The organism is Marinicellulosiphila megalodicopiae, from assembly GCF_045862395.1.
GTDB lineage: Bacteria > Pseudomonadota > Gammaproteobacteria > Pseudomonadales > Natronospirillaceae > Marinicellulosiphila > Marinicellulosiphila megalodicopiae.
In genome coordinates this window covers 3,971,594-3,992,429 of record NZ_AP023087.1, presented here as the reverse complement: position 1 = coordinate 3,992,429, position 20,836 = coordinate 3,971,594, and the positions used below count along the sequence as shown (strand labels likewise).

Sequence of the window (20,836 nt, the reverse complement as noted above, 5' to 3'; positions counted from 1 at the left end):
GAGAAATAAATAATGAAATTAATTAAATTATGGTTTATGGCGACTGTATTAACAGTTACTGGTGCAGCTCAAGCAGTGGAGCTTAACGATGCGCAAAAATCGATGCAAATGGAGCAATTAACCATTGGGTATATGTTCCAAGAAGTATTGTTCGAGCAAAGTGCTATAGCAAAACTGTATAAGCCAAGTATTGAAGCTCAAAACCGTAAAATCGAACAAAAAGGCAATGAATTAATTGCTGAACTGCAAGAAATGCAAAAAACGTATAAAAATGAGCAAGGCATTGCAACCGACCAAGAATTGCAAGTTATGCAGCAAGAAATGAAACAAAAAGAATACGATATTCAAGTGTTACAACAGCAGCAACAACAATTGTATGCAAATTTCACACAAAGCTTTTCACAACAATTCGGTTCAGTTTATAGTTCTGCGCTAGAATTAGTAGTGAAAGAGAAGCAATTAGACTTAGTGTTTGATGGTAATAATCTGTTGCATGTAAATGAAAACTTAAATATTTCAACAGATGTGCTTAAGAAATTTGATGAGTTAACTGCAGCAAGTTACGAGCAATTAAAAGCACAACTAGAGTCACAAAAAGCTACCCAATAATTAAAATAGATAGGTGGTGTTATGAATGTAAAGCTTTCGAGTATTTGCAGTGAATTGCAAATTGACGCGTTATCATTAAATTTAAATGAATCGGCGGAAGACATCAGTTTTACCGCTTTATCGACCTGTTTAGATGCAAATGAAAATGACATCACATTTATAAGTGACGCTAAATATTTAACCGACATTCAAAATTGTCGAGCCAAAGCGCTAATCATTTCTAATCAATTACAGGCCCCTAACTTTAATGGCATTATTATTAAAGTTGAGCGGGCTTATTTTGCTTATGCAAAAATATCAAGACTGTTTTCTACGGTACCAAAAACTGGTTCATCAGTACAATCTCATATTCACCCAACCGCTTTTGTTTCCCCTAGTGCAAAATTAGGAGAGCGTGTCTATATTGGTGCTAATGCTGTGATTGAAGAAGATGTTGTACTTGAAGACGATTGTCAGGTATGGCCTGGTAGTGTGATAAATGCACATAGTTACATTGCTAAAGGCAGTATACTTAAGTCAAATGTGAGCGTTTATCACAATTGTAAAATCGGTGAACATTGTTTGATACACTCGGGTACAGTGATTGGTAGTGACGGTTTTGGTTTTGCTCCTACAGAGAATGGTTGGCAAAAAATATATCAAAATGGCACAGTGCAAATTGGCAATAATGTTGAAATTGGATCCAATTGCAGTATTGATCGTGGTGCAATTGGTGCGACAATCATTTCAAATAATGTGATTATTGATAATTTAGTGCACATTGCTCATAACGTATTTATTGGCGAAAACACTGCCGTAGCTGGACAATCAGGAATAGCAGGGTCGACCAAAATTGGTAAAAATTGCACAATAGCAGGACAGTGTGGATTTGCAGGACACTTAGATATAGCAGATAATTGCCATTTTACTGGACAAGCAATGGTAACTAAGTCCATTAGTGAGCCAGGAATATATTCCTCAGGATTACCTTTAAGCGATAACAAATCATGGCGTAAACTCATAGCGAGATTGCGCAAAATTGATGAACTGACTTTAAATGTAAAAAAATTATTAAAAGCAGAAAAATAAGAACTTAAATTATGTCAATCGAATTACCGTTAGATCATGAAGCAATCAAAGAGTTGTTACCCCACCGCTACCCTTTTTTATTAGTAGATAGAATCACCGAATACGAAGCTGGAACATTTTTAAAAGGTTATAAAAATGTAAGTGGAAATGAAGAGTTTTTTAATGGCCATTTTCCTGGTAAAGCAATTATGCCGGGTGTCTTAATTACTGAAGCGTTAGCGCAAGTCTCAGCAGTATTAGGTTTTTTAACTTCAGGTAACCGTCCTCAAGATGGGTATTTATATTTATTTGCAGGCATTGATAATGTACGTTTTAAACGTCAAGTGGTTCCGGGTGATCAACTTGTTTTAGAATCAAAATTGATCTCTGAACGTCGCGGTATCTATAAATTTGAAACCAAAGCAACCGTTGATGGCAAAGTGTGCTGCAGTGCCGAGATTCTTTGTGCAGAAAGAAAAGCCTAATGGAATTAATACACCCCACAGCAATCATTGACCCAAGTGTAAAAATGGGTACAAATGTAACTATCGGTGCATATACAGTGATTGGAGCTGATGTAGAAATAGGTGATGATTGTTGGATTGGCCCACATGTTGTTTTAAATGGTCCAACCAAGTTAGGTAAGCGAAATAAACTATTTCAATTTTCAAGTATTGGTGAAGCGTGCCAAGATAAAAAATACAATAATGAACCAACAGAATTGGTCGTTGGCGATGATAATGTATTTCGAGAGTTTACGACCATTCAACGTGGTACGATTCAAGATAATTCCAAAACGATCATCGGTTCGCGTAATTTATTTATGGCATATGTTCATATAGCGCATGATTGTTTGGTAGGTAATGACATTGTTATGGCTAATCAATCAACATTAGCGGGACATGTTAAGCTTGGCGATCACAGTATTTTAGGTGGCAATGTAATGGTGCATCAATTTTGTCAAATTGGCGCGCATTGTATGATAGGAATCTCTTCAATCATTGTAAAAGATGTCCCTGATTTTTTAACATGTATGGGCACACCCACTGTACCAAAAGGGATGAATTTTGAAGGGTTAAAACGACGAGGATTTGATAAAGACGATTTACGGTTACTAAAACGAGCATATCGAATTGTTTACCGTGAAGGCCATACCCTAAGCGAAGCGATTGAAGAATTAAGTTACGATGAGAAATCCAATCAATATGTGGATCAATTTGTTGAATCGTTACAGCGTGCTACTCGTGGAATTATAAGATAATGGCAAAAACTTTTGCGATTGTTGTTGGGGAGTCATCTGGCGATCAACTTGGTGCCCCCCTAATTAAGGAATTGAAAAAACGTTACCCTGACGCTAAGTTTATTGGTATTGGTGGTGAAAAAATGATCGCAGAAGGATTTGAAAGTTTATTTGATATGGAGAGGTTGTCAGTAATGGGCTTGTTCGAAGTGCTATCACGATTACCCGAATTATTAAAAATTAGAAAAACATTAAAAAATCATTTTCTACAAAACCCTCCAGATGTCTATATTGGAATAGATGCGCCAGATTTTAACTTACCCTTGGCACGAATGTTAAAAGCGCACGGAATTAAAACCATGCATTATGTCTGCCCTTCAGTTTGGGCGTGGCGTGAAAAACGTGTTGAAAAAATTAAAAAAAGTGTTGATTCAATGTTGTGTTTATTGCCTTTTGAAGTGGAGTTTTGTCAAAAGCACCAGCTAAACGCCACATTTGTTGGTCACACCTTGGCAGATAAAATTCCGTTAGAAAAACAAACCCTTCAAGCTCGAGAGAAATTAAAACTTAACGTAGACGCACCTGTGTTATGCATGATGCCAGGATCGAGACAGTCAGAAATCAAACGGATGGCACCATTATTTATTCAAAGTGTTAACAAAATAGCCCAATCAATTGAAAATTTGTTTGTGTTAATTCCCGTTTCAAGTGAGAAACGAGAAAAACAACTTCAAGAATATTTAGTTGAAGCTAGTTTTAAATATCAAATCATTAAGCAAGATAGTATTAGTGCTTTAAGTGCTGCGAATGTTGCGTTAATTACCTCTGGTACAGCAGCATTGGAAGCAATGCTTTGCAAAACACCTATGGTTGTATCTTATAAAGCGAACGCATTAACCTACAAAATTATTTCTAAAATGCTTACAATCGATTATGTTTCACTGCCGAATATCATCGCGAATCGTGAAATCATCAAAGAGTTATTGCAAGATGATGCAACTGAACAAAACATAGTAAATGCTGTGCTTATTTTGATGGGTAAGAATGAGCAATTAAGACAAATCGAATTATTTACTCAGATGCATCGCTCACTTATCGCTCAAGCTGATATACAAGCTGTAAATGCGATTGATTCGTTACTTCTATCAAAGTAATTTAATCAAACTAGCCTTCCTTCTCTATCCTCTGATAAAATGAAGTCCAATTTTAGTTAGAATAAATAAGCAATGCTTTCAAATGATGTTTTAATAAAAGATATTCTTCGACATCCATTATTAATTATGGGTGGGTTTATTCTAGTAGCAGTGAATGCGTTATTACTTTTTTTAATAGTATTACCTTCAATTAATAGTATGAAAGCAATACAGTTCGACCAAAGACAAGCGATGATGAGTTTGATTGCACAGCAAGTGGCTCCATTAATTGTCAGTAGGGATAGCGTCAGTCTGTCCGATATTGCAATTAATGTCATTGAGCGTCCAATATTAAGTGAAATTAAAATACTTGATGACAAACAACGAATAATAGCCCAAGCGCAACAACGACAATTAGTGATTTATAAAGTAACGGATTCTTATGAGGTTAACTATTTATCACAAAATATAGGCGTAATTTATTTTACGTTTGACGATCAATTTACTCAAAAATATAAAAACAAAGTCATTATCCAATTTATATTATTTAATCTTTTGAGTTTTAGTTTTATCGTTTTTTTAGTGTATAGAAATGATTTAAAAAACAGACAAAGATTAAAGTTAATCAATAATAAACTTGCAACTGTTTTAGTAGATTGGCAACCAAAAACGGGAACTCAATTGCAACAAATTGAACAGGTTATTGATGCAATTGAAAATAATCAAATATTATCGGTTAGCCAATCAATTATTCAACAAAAACAACATCATTCGTTTTTAAAAATGATGCAGCAATGGCGAAATATTTCAGATAAAGGGTTTTATACTGAGTTATGTTTATTAAATGTCAGGTGCATTAATTCCGATACATTATCTCGCCAATTTGACGCTTATACTTTAAATTATTTATGGGAAACCTATGAATATACACTCTATAAATTAACTCAATTATATCGAGCAACTCAATTGCCAGAAGGGTCAATGTTAGCATTTGGAATGGAGCACGAAGTAGGTGAACGTGATATTGAATTAGCTGCCAGTAATTGTGTGTGTGCAGCAAAAGTATTTGAACAAACATTAGAAATTCTAAAAAAAGATGAGCACCTTGACGATAATAAACGAACTCTATTTAATCAAGCCAAATTTGCTATAACAATTTCATTTGGCACCGCATTTGTTGCAACGACCAATCGATTGGGAGTTAATTTACCTATGGTTGCAGGGGATGTCTATAATGATATGCAAAGCATCAGTAGCGCCCATGTAGGTGATGAAATTTGGGTGAACTCTGAATTGTTTTCAAATCAAAGTGTTGGCGAAATTGTTGAAGCGTCTGTAGTAAGAGATACGAATAGATTTGATGGCAGTGAAATCGAAATATGGCAATTAGATAATGCAAAAAAATCCTACCAAAGTATTTTTAACAAACAAGCTCAAACCATTCTTACAAAATATCACGGACGACCTTCATGATTAAACTAATAAATGTTAATGAACTCAAATCTATCCAAGAAAAAGGTTTTGAAATTAACGGTAAAAAGATTTTTGCTGTATATAAAGATGAGCAATGTTATGTGTATGAAAACAAGTGCCCGCATTTAGGTATTGATTTGGAATTTATGCCAAATCAATTTTTAGATATGGATAAAGCACTCATTATTTGTTCAACACATGGTGCTTTGTTTGAAATTCAAACAGGTCAGTGTGTATCAGGTCCATGCCAAGGCGATCACTTGATCTTGATTGATAATAAAATTGAACAAGAATTTGTGTGGGTGTCACTCTAAATTACAACTATAAATTCAACTATAAATTCAACTATAAATAACAGGAGAAAATCAAATGTATAAACATATATTGTTAGCAGTAGATTTAACTGAAGATAGTAAAAAGATTGCATTAAAAGCCATTGAATTAACTAAGTTGAGTCAAGCGAAACTGAGTGTTGTTCATGTTCAGGAGTCCATTCGATATGCGTATGCAAGTGAGGCACCAATTGATTACTCTCAAGTTCAAACACAAATAGATAATTATGCTCAAAAAAGCCTAGATGAATTTGTGCGAAGTTTATCAGTTGATGTTGAAAATAGTATTTTAGAAAATGGTAAGACTTCAAATAAAATTCGACAGATTGCCGATGAGCTGGAGTGTGATTTGATTATAGTGGGTAGTCATGGTCGCCATGGTTTATCCTTATTGTTTGGATCCCATTCAAGTGGTGTGATTCATGGAGCAACTTGCGATGTAATGGCGATAAGAGTATGAATGAAGTACAAATTGAGCCTATCAAACTTTGGTCAACTTTAATGTTTGAGGCCAATTATGTGGATCATCAAGCAACGGCACCTGAATTACATGCTGTGATTAATCGTTTAATAGAATCTCAAAAATGTGATATTCAAAGTTTTGTTGCCACTAAAGCTAAAAATAATTTAAAAGAAAGTGCGTTTGATTTTTTGGATACCGATGATCAATATGTGCAAAATTTAAAATTTTTTTTAATTGAATTAATTTCAACCGTGGCCTATGAAGTGAATCATCCATACTGGCCTGAAAATGTTGATGTGCATTGTGAAATCATTGAATCATGGTTTCATGATACTCAAAATGGTGGATACCATGATGTACACTCGCATCCTAACTGCTCTTGGTGTGGTATTTATTTTTTAGATAAAGGTGAAAGTAAAATTGATAATGGACAAAATCGTTTTTACGACCCTCGGTCAAACGCAGATCATTATCAAGATTCAGGCACTGCGTATTTAGGGGCTAATGGCATTTGGGATATTGAACCCTGTGATGGCCAAGTGATAATATTTCCATCTTATTTAAAACATTCAGCAATTGCGTATTTTGGTAAAATATCAAGACGCGTGGTTGCATTTAATGCACAAATTCATATTGAATAATTTTTAGGCGCTGATCTATGCAACAAGATTTCGAAGAACTTGATCGACAACGACGTTTGAAAAATACAAAAATATTTTTCATTATTACATTAATTTTAATACTGCTTAATATGATAATGGCTTATATGATTGCAGATCGAAGTTATCCTGATTCATCTGGCGTTTTTAATGTTTTGTATACATTTGGGAATGCGTTACTCATGCCTTTTTTTATCACAAATGCTGCTCAAATTTTCCCAAAATTTAGAAATTCTGGTGCCCGAGTGAGGTGGTTTTTTTCAGCAGTGGTCATTATGTTTTTATTGTTACTCAATCAGTCGGTTGGATTGGGTTATATAACAGAATTGAAATTGTTTTGATCTTAATCAATCAAGCGTTTAATGAAATAGTGCATCAACGGCATCATTTGATGCTTCTTAAAACTTATATTGAATTTTGCATGCCTACCATAGAGTTGTCAGTTATTGATGAAATATTATTAAACTCGCAATGTAAAATTGATGGGGTTGTTGTAAATACGAATACTGAAATAAAACAAGGTCAAAATATTTGTTGGTCTGTTGTAGAATATTTCGAACCTGACGTAGATATTAACTGGAAATTACTTTGGGAAGGGGATGAAATTCTTGCTGTCCATAAACCTGCCAATTTACCTGTCCATAAAACCACAAGAAATGTCATCAACACTTTAGTAAAACTTGTTCAGCGCGAATCTAATTTTTCAGATGCACATCTATTACACCGACTAGATTTGGATACGTCGGGTATTGTCTTATTAACCAAAAATAAGGAACAGGCACAATATTGGCAGCCAAAACTTGCCGCTTTAATGCAAAAGAAAGTATATAAAGCGATTGTTTATGGCAAGCCCAATTGGCAAGAGCTGGATTTTGAATGTTTTTTAAATACAAAACAAGACAGTGACATTCGTTGTAAAATGTACGTGTGCGATACTGGAAAACAAAGCGGAACGTTTTTTAAAGTTTTACAAACCTGTGGAGACTATTCAATTATTGAGTGTCATTTAAAAACAGGGCGAAAACATCAACTTCGTGCTCACCTTGCGCATCTAGGACATCCTATTGTGGGAGATAAAATTTATGCAAATAACGGTGAATATTATCTAAAACGCTTAAATGATGAAATTACTGAATTAGACGAATTAAAATTAAAAACATCGCACCATTTATTAATGGCTTATGAAATTGAGCTAGATATAAATGGTGTAGAGCAATTAATTAAAGATGAGCATTACTCACCGCAATGGATTAAATTTTGTAATGAAGTTGGGCTTAAGGGCTAAACCACAACTCTGGGGCGTGTGTTAATAAAGAAAACTCCCCGTCGATAGGTAAAAAATCAAAACGATATTTAATAGCGTTATATTGAAAACTTAAATGAAAACAATGTAAATACATGCGCTTTGCCACTGTATTCGAGTATCGACTGTCTCCTAAAATAGGGCTGCCTAAACTTTTTAAAATGACCCTCAACTGGTGGGTTTTTCCGGTTATAGGGGTTAACAACCAAGCTCTATGTTTTGCAATTAAATTAACAGATTTAAATAAGGTTTTACTTGGATTGTCTTTGGTTTTTGCTAATTTGTAATTTCCATTTCTTGCTGGGACGATATCACCAATGATTGCGCCTTGTTTCTTTTTTGGTGGTTCTGAGGAAATGGCCACATAACGTTTTTGAATTTGTTTATTGGCAAAAAGCTGACTGATTTGACTTGTCGCATCATGGTGTTTACCTAACACCATAATACCGGATGTATCTTTGTCTAAACGATGACATAAATCTACACATAGCCCTGTCTCTAATAGTATGTAATCAAGTAAACCTTTTTCTAGTTTGGTTTTATGGACATTGATTCCTGCATGTTTATTAATAATTAAAAAATCATGATTGTTTTCTATGATATCAAAACAGGAGTACTGATTAAGTCGGTTCATTGGTTTTTAATTGGTTGGGATTGATGTGATAGGGATTGATGTGATTGGGTTTGTAAAATAATAACCCTAATAAAAAGAGAACCGGTATAATGGCGAAAGTATTTAACAACTCCCACCCTAACAGATTTAAAATAGCCCCAGAAAATAACATTGCACAACCAGAAAAAGCGAAAATCATCATTTCATTTCGAGTTTGTGCTTGGCCAAGATGTTCTTTTTTATTCCATTGTACCAGTTGCGTAGAAGCGCCAATATAAACAAAATTCCACCCTACACCCAATAAAAATAATGAAATAGTTAAGCTTAAATGATTGGTTGTAATTAAATTAATAATTAAAGCGCTCAATAATATCCATGCCCCTGTAAACTGAAATTGATACACGCCAATTTTTTTGATGATCCATGCAGAAAATAATGAAGGTGCAAACATACCCAGCATATGCCATTGAATGACAAAAGCAGAGTCGCTAAAATTGAAGTTCATATGATACATAGCAGCAGGCGTGACACCCATTACAAATACCATGACTGCGTTTGCAATTGTGGCATGTATACTTGGTAAATAAAGTTTAGGTGGTAGTGCTATTTTTTTGTTGGTTTTTGCTGTTTGTTGGGGTTTTATATTAGGAGTCATACTAAAAACTATGAACATCACAACGGCAAAAGGAATCATTGCAAGGTATACAGCAGAAAATTGAACACCTAATAAGGAGTCAATACTTTTACTTAAATTAGGAGCAATAATTGAGCTTGCTACGCCCATTAACATAATCAAACTTAATGCTTTTGCCATCTTATTTGGTTGTGCAGATTCCATGGCAGCAAATCGAAAAAAATTAGCCGCACTTGCGCTGATTCCCAATAGCGAGGATGCAAATAAATATAAATAAAATGAATGGTTAATAATGGATAAGTAACCTATAAATACGCAAACCCCAAGTAATATCGAAACCATTCTAAAGATATAAATTTTCCCAAACCGTTGCATTAATTTATTAGCAATAGGGGTAAAAATTAGAATAGTAAATAACATGATGGCAAGGGGTGCTGTACTGAGTAGGCCAGTTTGATCCAATGCAGCGCCAACCAAACTAGCGGTTAGTAAGAACATCATATTGACAGACATGAAGCAAAGTTGCGCAATGGCAATTAAGTATATGGAACGGTTCATATTATTACCATTAAAGGGGGCGCATAAAAGGCTTTATGCGCAATTTTGATCGAGATTATTCTTCTTCTGAAAAATTATAATTCATTTGTTTTGAAGGTGACTGAAGATATTGACCTTGAATATAATGCACACCAGCTTGCCATAATGTCGCCATGACTGAGGCACTTTCTATATGAGTGACAATGGATTTTATTTCACGAGCGTGAATATCACTAACCAGTTCATTAAGTTTTGCTTGAGCGGCATCTGATGTAGAAAGATCATTAACAAAACTTTTATCCACTTTAATATAACTTATATTTAAGTGTTTATTAATACTCAGATCGGATTGAATCAATCCAAAATGGCTGATGGATAATGGGGTTTTGATAACATCCAAACTTTTCGAAAATGCTTTTGCTGCTTTTAAATAAGTTTGAGCAACTTCTTCGGTGATTTGTAATGATATTGCATCACTTGGTAAATGGCTTTCTGTAAGTACACCGTTAAACCAAGGAATAAATCCAGCATCTTGAATGGATTCAAAGCTGATTGTAATAAATAAACGTGTTTGTCCACTTTTTTGGCGTTGGTTGGCTAAAATTGTCGCGCAATGAGCGATAAACCAACGATCGATTTTTGCGCTTAGACCAGAATCCACAGCCATGGTTAAAAACTCACTGCCATTAATTTCGGTGCCATCAGGCCCTTTTAAGCTAATAGATGCTTCGTAGTGCTCTTTACTGTCCCCACGTAAACTGACAATGGGTTGAAAGTATATATTGAATTGATCATGTTCAATGGCATGCTGTAATTGAGCAAGTAATCCATCGTCTTTTAAATTCGAAGAATCACTTGGGTCATACACATTGATTGGGTGCTCTTCGGTTGCTTGGGTATTTGATTGATGAGCATGAGTTAAAGCTTGAGATGCACTTTCATTTTTCTCATTGATATTACTGATGCCAATTAATGGGCGTAAATTAAGTGTTTTTCCATCGACTTCAAACAGGTGTTCGCTGATTGATTGTAAAATTAATTTAGCATGCTCTTTGATTTCTTCGTTACTTGAGCCTGGAAATATTACCGTAAAAACATCATCACGATAGCGAGTAATTATACTATTTTCTAATTTGCAGTGATTTAAAACTTCCGCAATGTCTTTTAATAATAAATCAGTACCGGCTAATCCAACTTCACTTTTTAACTCCGCAAATTTGATGATGCTTAAATACAATAATGGCGTTTGTTTTCCAGATTGAACGGATTGTTGGTAATAGTAATCTAATTGATCAACAAAATGTGTACGATTAAATAAGCCTGTAACTAAGTCTTTTTGACGGATTTCATTAAGTTTTTCTTCTAACTCAGCGCTGTTGTCTTCATTGGATCGAATTACAATTTGTAGGCAGGTTTCGCCTTCAAAAATAGCGGGAGAAAATGTCATTTTGATTTTAAAGTGAGTTCCGTTTTCATGGACGCCAGTGCAATCAATATTGTGTTCACCGGATTTTATTTTTAAAGCATCTTTTAAGCTTGCGACATTTTCAGAGGCAATCATATCCATTATTGGCATACATGATAATTCATCCATATCATCGTAACCGAACATTTCCATGTAGGTATTGTTTGCAAAAATATGCATGCCTTCATGGACATAAGTAATGGCATCTTTTGAACTTTCTAATAATAACTGGCAGCGTTTTTGTGTTTCTTTTAATTCGATTTGGGCTTTTCTTTTTAAGCGACGATTATTTAATGCTTTAAATTCGCGTGAAGTCACTAAATGTAAATGGTCTTCTTGGCTTTCTACAACAACATCCTGTAAACCAAGTTCCATTGCATTTGTTAAATCTTCAGCGCTGTACTGATCTAATAACCCAATAATCGGTATGTCTTTTTCTGAAGCTAAGATTATTTTCGAACATTCAATTGGATCAACCGTTTCTGTATCCAGCTTTACAAAAGCCATATCCCACGTTTGCGTACCTAATACTTGGGTTAATTCTTGTTCGCTTGCAATAAAATGGGTGCGTGCTGAAAAACCATTGTTACGTAAAATATTTAACAATGGTTCGGCATCCCCTTGATTGTCATGAATTAATAATAATCGAATAGTCGCTTTAGTTGGTTTCATGAATTTACTTCTTTTTCATTATAGTTTGCGCCATAAATTATCAAAGCTATCACCCGTTTCGCTGATATTTTCTTTGACAGTTGATGCACTAATTGGTCTTACTTGAAATTGATTGACGCGGCTAGTGCTTAGCGTTTTTTTAATTAGTTGGTATCGTGATTCGTCTCCAGCAATATTTACCCCGACTTTTTGGCTAAGTTGGAATGGCATTTTGGCGGTGATAACCGAGGCCGGCTGCCCAATTGCTTGAATTTCTGGAACATATAATGCTCTTAAATGTTCGCCGTGTTCTCCAGCTTTACTCATTATTCTAGCTGCGCAAGGCACACAATTAGGAGATATCAATTCAATACCCATTTGTGTATTGCCACTTTTGCCAAAACGTATCCAACGTAAGATACCAATATTCCAGTGGGATAGGTTTTTTTCTTTAATGGCAACAATTTCGCCTGTAACTAAGTTATTGGCAGGTTTCCCTGGCCACTGTAAACAGTATCCGCGTGGACTGGTATTCACTAGCAGCGTTTTATATTTTGGGTAGTCATCATTTTTAATCGCATCATTTTGCTTTTTAGAAAACTCGCGATTCACAGGAATTAAATTATCACTTGCATCAAAGGAGCCAGACCAAATGTCTTCAGTTGGTAATGGTTCAAGATTTTCATCAATAAATTGGTTGGTTTTAGACACTAGGCCAATTTTTTCTTTAGAGATTTGTTGGGCTAAAGATTGTCCGCCAGACAAATGATAGTGAGTAGCACTTAATCCTATGCAAACTTCAGTTTCACCAGTTGCATTAAAGCGAGAGAACGTTCGTTGCTTCATTCCTCCCCAAGATTGGATTAAATGCTGCAATAAATTGGTATCGATGGACTCTGGCACATTAAGATCAGACTTGTCTTCGCCTTTGGTGATAAAAGATAAATGTTGATGCAGTGCTCGAATCAAATGCAAAGTATTGATGCCATTGTATTGCGCTAAATTTGAAATTTTAGCTAGATAACGATAAATCGGAGCGCCATCGCTATCGGGGTCAATTAAAATGACGTCTTTTTCTGCAACCACTGTATTTAATTCAATTTTATGTACCCAGAGCTCTAAAGATTCATATATCAGTGTTAAATCTGTTTTTTGAAGTTGATTTGGCTGTGAAGTGCTTAATAAAATTCCGCGTAAATAGCATTGTTCAACGGTTAATTTAACGTTGTGTTTGTTTAATGGGTCAAGAGTTGCAAATTTTTCCACTTGAAGGGCTTTCGCCATGAAATAGATTTGATGAATTTCTTTCCATAAACCAGGAGGGTTAGGTAAATATAATTTGTAATTTCTTAACAAACTTGGTGTTAAATCACATAGGCATCTGTGTACGGCAATGTTGACATATTCTTTGGTTTTACCCGCATTACCATGGGCTTGAATATATTCGCGAACAACCGATTTATATCCTGTCGCTAAATGCAGCTGTAAAGATTGAGATAAATTGGCTACTTTCTTTTGTGAGTCGTCTAATACCAGTGCGTGTTCAAGGTATTTTCGTGACAATGCATCACACACATAATAAATGGGTTGCCGAATAAGCTCTAACATATCAAAACGACTGTGTTCGGATATTTTTAATTGATTAATTTCTATTACAGCGTGATATAACAAGCGTGAGGTTTCACCAATATTCGCAATTGGTAAATTTTTTGCCCAATTATTTAATTGACGTACTGAAGCCTCGCAAAACGACAGTGAATCCAATTTTTTGGGTGCTATTTTTAAGTATTCTGAATCTGCTTTATTAAACATAGTGCTCTTAGATCCTTGCTATAGGCTTTTCAATGTTAAATTAGATAAGCCGAAACCTGCTAACTCGGAAGATTGAATGATGATATTTCCACTCCAGATTAACTGTATTGTTTTAGGTATGTTAATTACGAAGATTTAAACATTTCCAATATACCGCTAAGTGTCGCTTTTAGGTAGTCTAATGAGGTAAAAAAGTGCAATTTTTTAGACTATAAGCGTTTTATTAGAATGATTGGGTTCTTCTTTTGCTAATTTTGGTACAAGGTAGCCTGATAGTTTGGCTTGTAATTGCTCATAAATCAAAGTGACTTCATTAAGTGGTAAGCTAAAATGTTCCGAACCGTGAACTTGGTCAAGTAAGTGCAAATAATAAGGCATTACCCCGCAATCAAATAACCTCTCACTGAGTTTAGCTAAAATATCGGCGTGGTTATTTATATTTTTTAAAATTACAGATTGATTTAAAAGTGTAAATCCATTGGATTTAAGAGTTTTACAGGCAAGTTTTACTTCGGTATTTAGCTCATTTGCATGATTACTATGAATCACCATTACTAAATGTTTAGTGGATTGTTTAAAAATCGATTCAAAATCAGCATCAATACGACTTGGTAAAACAACTGGAATACGCGAATGAAAGCGTATGGTTTTAATTGTGGGAATTTTTTCAAGATCATTGATCATCATTTTTAAAGATGCGTCACTTAAACTTAGGGGGTCACCTCCTGAAAAAATAATTTCATTTACTTCTTGGTGTTTGTTTAAATAATCAACTGTTTGAATCCATTGTTGTTTTGAATGTTTGTTTTCTTCATAGGGAAAATGACGCCTAAAACAATAACGACAATGAATCGCACAGCTGCCTGTCGCGACGACTAAAATACGGTTTTGATATTTATGCACAATCGCAGCTTGAGGATTTTGCGATTTTTCAAGTAATGGATCGTTACTATATCCCTCTATTAGATCATTTTCAGATTTAAAGGGGAGAATTTGTAATAATAAAGGGTCGTTAATATTGCCTTTTACAATGCAATTTAAGTAATTAGGCGTGGCTTTAATTATAAAGTCAGAATGCTCCAATAATGAATCTTGCATGGGTAATTCGCAAAAATAGAGCAATTCTTTAAGGCTGATTTGTGCCTTGGAGAGCTCAATTTGCCATGGTTTTTTTTTACTAGCGACAGGTAAGTTTAAAACAGGTATCATGTTGGCCGATTTTTTAATGTATTTTTGGGATAAAAACAATGGCTAACTATTCTACCAGTGAATTCAAATCAGGTCTTAAAGTTTTATTAGATGGCGACCCATGTTCGATTGTTGAAAACGAATTTGTAAAACCAGGTAAAGGTCAAGCATTTAACCGAGTTAAGATGAAAAACTTAGCAACAGGCCGTACTTGGGAGCGCACATTTAAATCAGGTGAATCTCTTGAGGGTGCGGATGTTATGGAATACACCATGGAGTATTCGTATACCGATGGTGAATTTTGGTTTTTTATGGCAACAGATGGCTCTTTTGAGCAATACTCTGGTGATGAAAAATCCATTTCAGATGTAAAAGATTGGTTGAAAGAGCAGGTTGAATACGAAGTGACTTTATTTAACGGTGCGATTTTGACTGTAGCGCCTCCTAATTTTATTGATCTAGAGATTACTGAAACCGATCCCGGTGTAAAAGGCGACACGGCTAATGGTGGGTCTAAGCCTGCTACTTTAACAACTGGCGCTGTAGTTCGAGTTCCGTTATTTATTGCTGAAGGCGAAGTGATTCGTGTTGATACTCGAACTGGCGAATATTCAAGTCGAGCCAAGTAATTGATTGCTACACACTAGTGCTACTAGAGCGATGTTATCATCGCTTTTTTTATGGGTGAAAGAAAATTATGAACGATTCTAGTAATGAAATGTGGGCTCCCAGTGCTACGATTGAAACATTAAAAGCAAGAGCAAAAATTATACACACCATTCGAGAGTATTTTAATAATAAAGGATGTTTGGAAGTCACAACGCCATTACTAAGTGCCTGTGGTAATACCGAGCCTAATCTTCAAAGTTATGTAGTTGAAGGTGTAGGATATTTAAATACTTCACCTGAATTTCATATGAAACGATTGTTAGCAAGCCAAAGCGGACCGATTTATCAAATATGCCCTGCGTTTCGCCAAGACGAACAAGGGACTCGCCATAATCGTGAATTTTCAATGTTAGAATGGTATCGACCAAACTGGTCCTTAAAGCAGTTAATGGACGAAGTGGTCGAATTACTTCATCAATTTATGCCTGTGCGTGAAACGCTAGAATTAAGCTATAAATTGGCGCTATTTGAACATACTGCCATCGATTGGACGGTGGATTCTGATGAAAAAATTGAACACAAAGCCATTGAATTGCTTGGCGAAATACCTGTCGGGCTTTCAAGAGATGAGCTGTTAGATCTGCTTTTTTGCATGGTAGTTGAGCCTAAGTTACCTCAAGAAAAGTGGTGCTTTATTACACAATATCCGCCAAGTCAGGCATCGCTTGCAAAAACAGAATTAGATGAGAATAGTCAATTGGTTGCCCATCGTTTTGAGTTGTATGCCAATGGTTTAGAGTTAGCAAATGGTTATTGGGAATTGACAGATGCCTTAGAGCAGCTAACTCGATTTAAAAAGGATAATACGTTACGAAAATCTCAAAACAAACCGCAAATTAACTTGGATCATTTATTGATTGAAGCATTAAATAATGGATTACCCGAATGTTCAGGAGTCGCAGTAGGTTTGGATCGTGTAATGATGCTTGCACTTGAAAAAACGGACATTAAACAGGTGTTAAGTTTTGATGCAAATCGTGCATAGTACATTCAAGTAACAAAAATAAATTCTAAATTTGTGATGTTGTACATATATTGATCAAACTCTATTTGTCTAATAATTAAGCTAAGACTAGCATCAAGCAACTGTGATGAATTGTAAAAAATAAGCGATGGATTCGAATTATATTTTTTACAACTTCTAGGGAGACTTCATAACATGCTTATGTTTGAAGTATTCCAAACAAAAAGTTGCGGCAAGTTGAATTTAATTTGCCCTTTTGAAATTAAACGAATAGAGAAAACTAAATGTTGTCGCTTTGACGTGCATTAAAGTGTATGAAAAAGCAGTTTGTTATCTCAGAACGTCATTTCTATTAAACGTTGAGGTATAAAATGATTTTTAATAAAACGATCCTTGTCTGTACATTGGGTGCAATCCTTGCCCTTAATGGATGCACACGCTCAAGTTCACCGGAAAATACTCCCCCTACTATTATAATGCATCAATCTAATAATCTATTGACTGCAATAGCCACTGATTCTGATAATGATCCTTTAACTTATACTTGGACAGTTAATGGTCAAATTCAGCCTGACACTGGCAGAACAATATCTCTACCTAATAGTCCTGGTGATGTATTGGTGAGTGTAGATGTGAGTGATGGTAAACAGTCGGTAAACTATACTGAAACCATTACGATTGAAGCCACTGCCCCACTAATTCCTGTTGCTAAAATAACACCAAGCGCAACAACAGGCCAAGCGCCGATGAGTATTACATTTGATGGGACAGGTTCCACGGATGATGTAGGGGTAATCGGTTATCAATGGTCAATCAATGGTGAAACGTTGTTCGGTGGAAAGCAAACCTATAAATTCGAAGAAGGTGGGCAGTATGTAATCACACTTACTGTTGAGGATGGGGATTTCCACACAAATTCAACGACAACTACCATCAATTTAACCGATGCAAATGCAAAGCCGACAGCTGTAGCAATTGCAGATAAACTGACAGGTAGCGCAGATTTAACGGTAAACTTTGACGCATCAAGCTCTGATGATGGTGGTGTATCTGGATTAACTTATTTGTGGGATATAAATGGAACCAATATAGCAACCACAGCCAAAACGGACTATGAGTTTACCGTTGGTGGCGAATATATTGTGACGTTAACCGTTACGGATATGGAAGGGTTGTTTGATACTGACACAGTAACGATTAATGTCCTTGCAGAAAATGGTGACCTTACAGCGGTTGCAAATGCAAATGTATTAGAAGGCGAAGCACCATTAACCGTGACTTTTAATGGTTCCAGCTCAACTAATGATGGCGATCTATCTGGCTTAACTTATGACTGGGTGATTGGTGGTGATTCATTACCAGGTGAAATAGTTAACAAAACCTTTACAACACCAGGAACGTACAACGCTCAACTAACCGTAACTGACGCGCAAGGTAATCAATCAATTGATAGTATATCTATAAAAGTGACCCCTGCTAATCAAAAGCCAAATGCAGTAGCAGCAGCCGATATAACATCAGGGGATGCACCGCAGACTGTTTACTTCACAAGTACTGATTCAGATGATGATAATGGTATTGTCGCTTTTTCTTGGGTGATAAATGGACAAAATTTCAATGGTCCGACTGCCGCAGTCACTTTTTCAGACCCTGGAACATACACCGCTACTTTAACGGTTGAGGATGCAGCTGGTAAGACTGATAGTGATTCAATCAACGTGGTATTAAGAGATCCAACGGGTGCATATAACGGTGAGTTGCCAGTCCCTCAAGATTTAGTTGATGACGCGATAGAAGACAGCATGCAATCAGGGGAATTAAGATCTGGTAATGTGATTTATACAAAAATTCCATACGGTGAATCTCCACTTGATTATCCAACTCCTCGTGTTGTTACCATCGATGAAAATGGTGGGGTAGTTGAATATAATTTACCTGCTCATCACGTGTTTGATTTTGGTAATGAGAATAAAATTGTTTTAGATGACTTTAATGATGCCGATCATCAAAATAACTTAGGTGGCGCAGTAGCAATTAACTATTGTGAAAACTACACAGAAGGCGGCGGCTATTGGTATGTATTTGGAGATGATGCCACCACAATTACCAATGCAAGTGGTTTAGCAATTAATCCATATAATATCATTGAGGCAGTTGAGCGCGGTGATCCAAATGTTGACCAAGATCGTTATGCATTGCATGTGAAAATGCAGGTGAGTGAATATGCAGGCGTAGGCACCAATATTTTATTTGAAGAACATGAAGTTGATTTGACTAACTTAGATTACATTGAAATTACAGTTAAAGGTTCGGGTGAATTTGTACCTATGTTAGAACCAATTGAAGCATATAAACCTGATTGGGGTAATTACGCAGCGTATGACGGAGCACTTGGTTCTACTTATTCGTTAAGTAGCACATATCAAACAATTCGTTTAGATGCTTCTGACTTTGTTGGTGAAGAGTTTTCTAACATTGAAGGTGAGAGCTTTGTTGATGATGGTAAATTTGCTACTAAGTTCTTCTTTCAATCTAAAACTCCGGGTAATTGGGAAATGTACATCGACCGTATTGAATTCTTCGGTACGGGTTTAAATGTTGATAGTTTTGCTTGGAAAAATGATGAGTATGATGCTGACTGTGAAGGTGCGGATGTGGAAAATCAAGACGTACCAACGTTAATTGAAAATCCATACATTGACTTCTCAATAGCAACCATCACTGAAGCCGGCACTCAAGTGCAAGCAGATGTTAAAACTGCAAATGAATTACTGCCAAACGGTAATAATAACTGGTTACATGTTGGGACAGGCCCTGGAAATGAAGCTCGTCGTTTATACGATTCAAATGGCGACATGGTTCGCTTGACGGGTGTTAATTGGTTTGGTTTTGAAACTAAAAACTTAATTCCAATGGGTATTTGGGAAGGCGGTCGTACTTATGAGCAGATGCTGGATCATATCAAACTGCTTAAATTCAACACTGTTCGTATTCCGTTCTCTGATGAAGTAATTAAGCGTTCTTTAGATGGCGACTTAACATTGGCCGAATTAGATATCGATCTTACTGCCAATGGCATGAATGCTTCTCAAACGCCACTTGATCTAATGGATGCCATTATTGAATATGCGGATGATATTGGATTAAAAGTAGTATTAGACTCTCACTCACGTGCATCTGATCGTTATCTAGTTGAAGGTCACTGGGTATCAGAGTTTGGCACAGAACAACAGTGGATCGATACTTGGAAAGAGTTAGCAACGCGTTACCAAAATCAAGATGCGGTAATTGCATTTGATTTAAATAACGAACCACACTTTGAGGCGGCTTGGGGGTCAGCTGATCCTTCTATGAACTGGAACTCAGCAGCTGAACGTGCTGGTAATGCCATTCAACAAATTAACCCAAATGTGTTAATTATCGTGGAGGGCGTCGAGCATTTAAATGGTCACCAAGAAATGGATGATGCACAAAAAGCATTAGATTCATACTGGTGGGGCGGGAACTTAAAAGGCGTGCGTGATTATCCAATTAATTTTGCAATTGATAATTCAAAATTGGTTTATTCACCGCATGAATACGGTCCTGAAGTTTATGTGCAGCCATGGTTTAAAGATTCGTCATTCCCACGAAATTTACAATATATTTGGGAAGATCGTTTTGGCTATATCTATAACGAAAGTTTCGGGCACATGTTTATAGGTGAGTTTGGTATTAAAAATGATATTGCCAATTCAGCATCAAACAAATGGTTTGAATCGTTTGTTGAATACATGTGTGATCGAAGTGAAGGATTCTCTTTCACTTACTGGGCTTGGAATCCAAACTCAGGCGATACAGGTGGTATATTGGGCAATGATTGGGAAAGCGTAAATACTTGGAAAATGGATTATTTGGAAAGCTGTTTAGCGCCAATGATCGGTAACGATAACGCGAATTAATAAATCAATAACCTTTTAAAGCCAGCGAAAGCTGGCTTTTTTTTGTTTAAAAGATAATAAATATGACAGGACAGATCGGTGCAATCTTGGTAAATAATAGCCA

General features: G+C 35.8%; 19 protein-coding genes. 14 read left to right on the top strand and 5 right to left on the bottom strand.

Annotation, left to right across the window (positions count from 1 at the left end; genetic code table 11):
- Positions 1–12: 12 nt before the first annotated feature.
- The 11 genes from TYM08_RS17200 to TYM08_RS17150 all read left to right on the top strand — a co-directional run bounded on the left by TYM08_RS17200 (position 13) and on the right by TYM08_RS17150 (position 8,241).
- Complete coding sequence (locus tag TYM08_RS17200; RefSeq protein WP_422380383.1) at positions 13–609, top strand: OmpH family outer membrane protein; 597 nt, start codon at positions 13–15, stop codon at positions 607–609.
- A 21-nt stretch (positions 610–630) separates the two neighbouring features.
- Complete coding sequence (gene lpxD / locus TYM08_RS17195) at positions 631–1,677, top strand: UDP-3-O-(3-hydroxymyristoyl)glucosamine N-acyltransferase (RefSeq protein WP_422380382.1); 1,047 nt, start codon at positions 631–633, stop codon at positions 1,675–1,677.
- A gap of 11 nt (positions 1,678–1,688) precedes the next feature.
- A complete protein-coding gene (fabZ, locus tag TYM08_RS17190) occupies positions 1,689–2,141 on the top strand; it encodes a 3-hydroxyacyl-ACP dehydratase FabZ (RefSeq protein ID WP_422380381.1) in 453 nt (150 codons plus the stop codon).
- The gene (lpxA, locus tag TYM08_RS17185; RefSeq protein WP_422380380.1) at positions 2,141–2,917 is read left to right on the top strand and encodes an acyl-ACP--UDP-N-acetylglucosamine O-acyltransferase; all 777 of its coding nucleotides are present in this window, start codon (positions 2,141–2,143) and stop codon (positions 2,915–2,917) included. Before fabZ ends, lpxA begins: the two co-directional genes overlap by 1 nt.
- Positions 2,917–4,050: a lipid-A-disaccharide synthase gene (lpxB, locus tag TYM08_RS17180; protein WP_422380379.1), complete on the top strand. Its 1,134-nt coding sequence runs from the start codon at positions 2,917–2,919 to the stop codon at positions 4,048–4,050. The genes lpxA and lpxB overlap by 1 nt, the downstream gene beginning before the upstream one ends.
- A 72-nt stretch (positions 4,051–4,122) precedes the next feature.
- Positions 4,123–5,502 carry a hypothetical protein gene (locus TYM08_RS17175; protein ID WP_422380378.1) on the top strand — a complete coding sequence of 460 codons (1,380 nt, stop codon included), beginning with the start codon at positions 4,123–4,125 and terminating at the stop codon, positions 5,500–5,502.
- Positions 5,499–5,816: a Rieske (2Fe-2S) protein gene (locus tag TYM08_RS17170; RefSeq protein WP_422380377.1), complete on the top strand. Its 318-nt coding sequence runs from the start codon at positions 5,499–5,501 to the stop codon at positions 5,814–5,816. The genes TYM08_RS17175 and TYM08_RS17170 overlap by 4 nt, the downstream gene beginning before the upstream one ends.
- Before the next feature lie 55 nt (positions 5,817–5,871).
- Complete coding sequence (locus TYM08_RS17165; RefSeq protein ID WP_422380376.1) at positions 5,872–6,294, top strand: universal stress protein; 423 nt, start codon at positions 5,872–5,874, stop codon at positions 6,292–6,294.
- A complete protein-coding gene (locus TYM08_RS17160; protein WP_422380375.1) occupies positions 6,291–6,938 on the top strand; it encodes a putative 2OG-Fe(II) oxygenase in 648 nt (215 codons plus the stop codon). The genes TYM08_RS17165 and TYM08_RS17160 overlap by 4 nt, the downstream gene beginning before the upstream one ends.
- 17 nt (positions 6,939–6,955) lie before the next feature.
- Positions 6,956–7,297, top strand: coding sequence for a hypothetical protein (locus TYM08_RS17155; protein ID WP_422380374.1), 342 nt, complete (start codon positions 6,956–6,958; stop codon positions 7,295–7,297).
- On the top strand, positions 7,294–8,241 hold the full coding sequence (locus TYM08_RS17150; protein ID WP_422380373.1) for an RluA family pseudouridine synthase: 948 nt from the start codon (positions 7,294–7,296) through the stop codon (positions 8,239–8,241). Before TYM08_RS17155 ends, TYM08_RS17150 begins: the two co-directional genes overlap by 4 nt.
- Here TYM08_RS17150 and TYM08_RS17145 read toward each other — a convergent pair.
- The 5 genes from TYM08_RS17145 to epmB form a co-directional block, all read right to left on the bottom strand.
- Positions 8,231–8,893 carry a pseudouridine synthase gene (locus TYM08_RS17145; protein WP_422380372.1) on the bottom strand — a complete coding sequence of 221 codons (663 nt, stop codon included), beginning with the start codon at positions 8,891–8,893 and terminating at the stop codon, positions 8,231–8,233. The genes TYM08_RS17150 and TYM08_RS17145 overlap by 11 nt on opposite strands.
- Positions 8,880–10,064, bottom strand: coding sequence for an MFS transporter (locus tag TYM08_RS17140; protein ID WP_422380371.1), 1,185 nt, complete (start codon positions 10,062–10,064; stop codon positions 8,880–8,882). Before TYM08_RS17140 ends, TYM08_RS17145 begins: the two co-directional genes overlap by 14 nt.
- 55 nt (positions 10,065–10,119) lie before the next feature.
- Positions 10,120–12,180: an EAL domain-containing response regulator gene (locus TYM08_RS17135; RefSeq protein WP_422380370.1), complete on the bottom strand. Its 2,061-nt coding sequence runs from the start codon at positions 12,178–12,180 to the stop codon at positions 10,120–10,122.
- 18 nt (positions 12,181–12,198) lie between these two features.
- A complete protein-coding gene (locus tag TYM08_RS17130; protein WP_422380369.1) occupies positions 12,199–13,971 on the bottom strand; it encodes a hypothetical protein in 1,773 nt (590 codons plus the stop codon).
- Between the two features lie 204 nt (positions 13,972–14,175).
- Positions 14,176–15,180: an EF-P beta-lysylation protein EpmB gene (gene epmB, locus TYM08_RS17125; RefSeq protein WP_422380368.1), complete on the bottom strand. Its 1,005-nt coding sequence runs from the start codon at positions 15,178–15,180 to the stop codon at positions 14,176–14,178.
- A gap of 38 nt (positions 15,181–15,218) precedes the next feature.
- Between epmB and efp the strand changes: the two genes are divergently transcribed.
- From efp to TYM08_RS17110, 3 genes are all read left to right on the top strand, one after another.
- The gene (gene efp, locus TYM08_RS17120) at positions 15,219–15,788 is read left to right on the top strand and encodes an elongation factor P (protein ID WP_422380367.1); all 570 of its coding nucleotides are present in this window, start codon (positions 15,219–15,221) and stop codon (positions 15,786–15,788) included.
- Between the two features lie 68 nt (positions 15,789–15,856).
- On the top strand, positions 15,857–16,813 hold the full coding sequence (gene epmA, locus TYM08_RS17115; protein ID WP_422380366.1) for an EF-P lysine aminoacylase EpmA: 957 nt from the start codon (positions 15,857–15,859) through the stop codon (positions 16,811–16,813).
- A gap of 350 nt (positions 16,814–17,163) precedes the next feature.
- Positions 17,164–20,733, top strand: coding sequence for a cellulase family glycosylhydrolase (locus tag TYM08_RS17110; protein ID WP_422380365.1), 3,570 nt, complete (start codon positions 17,164–17,166; stop codon positions 20,731–20,733).
- The last annotated feature ends 103 nt before the right edge of the window (positions 20,734–20,836 follow it).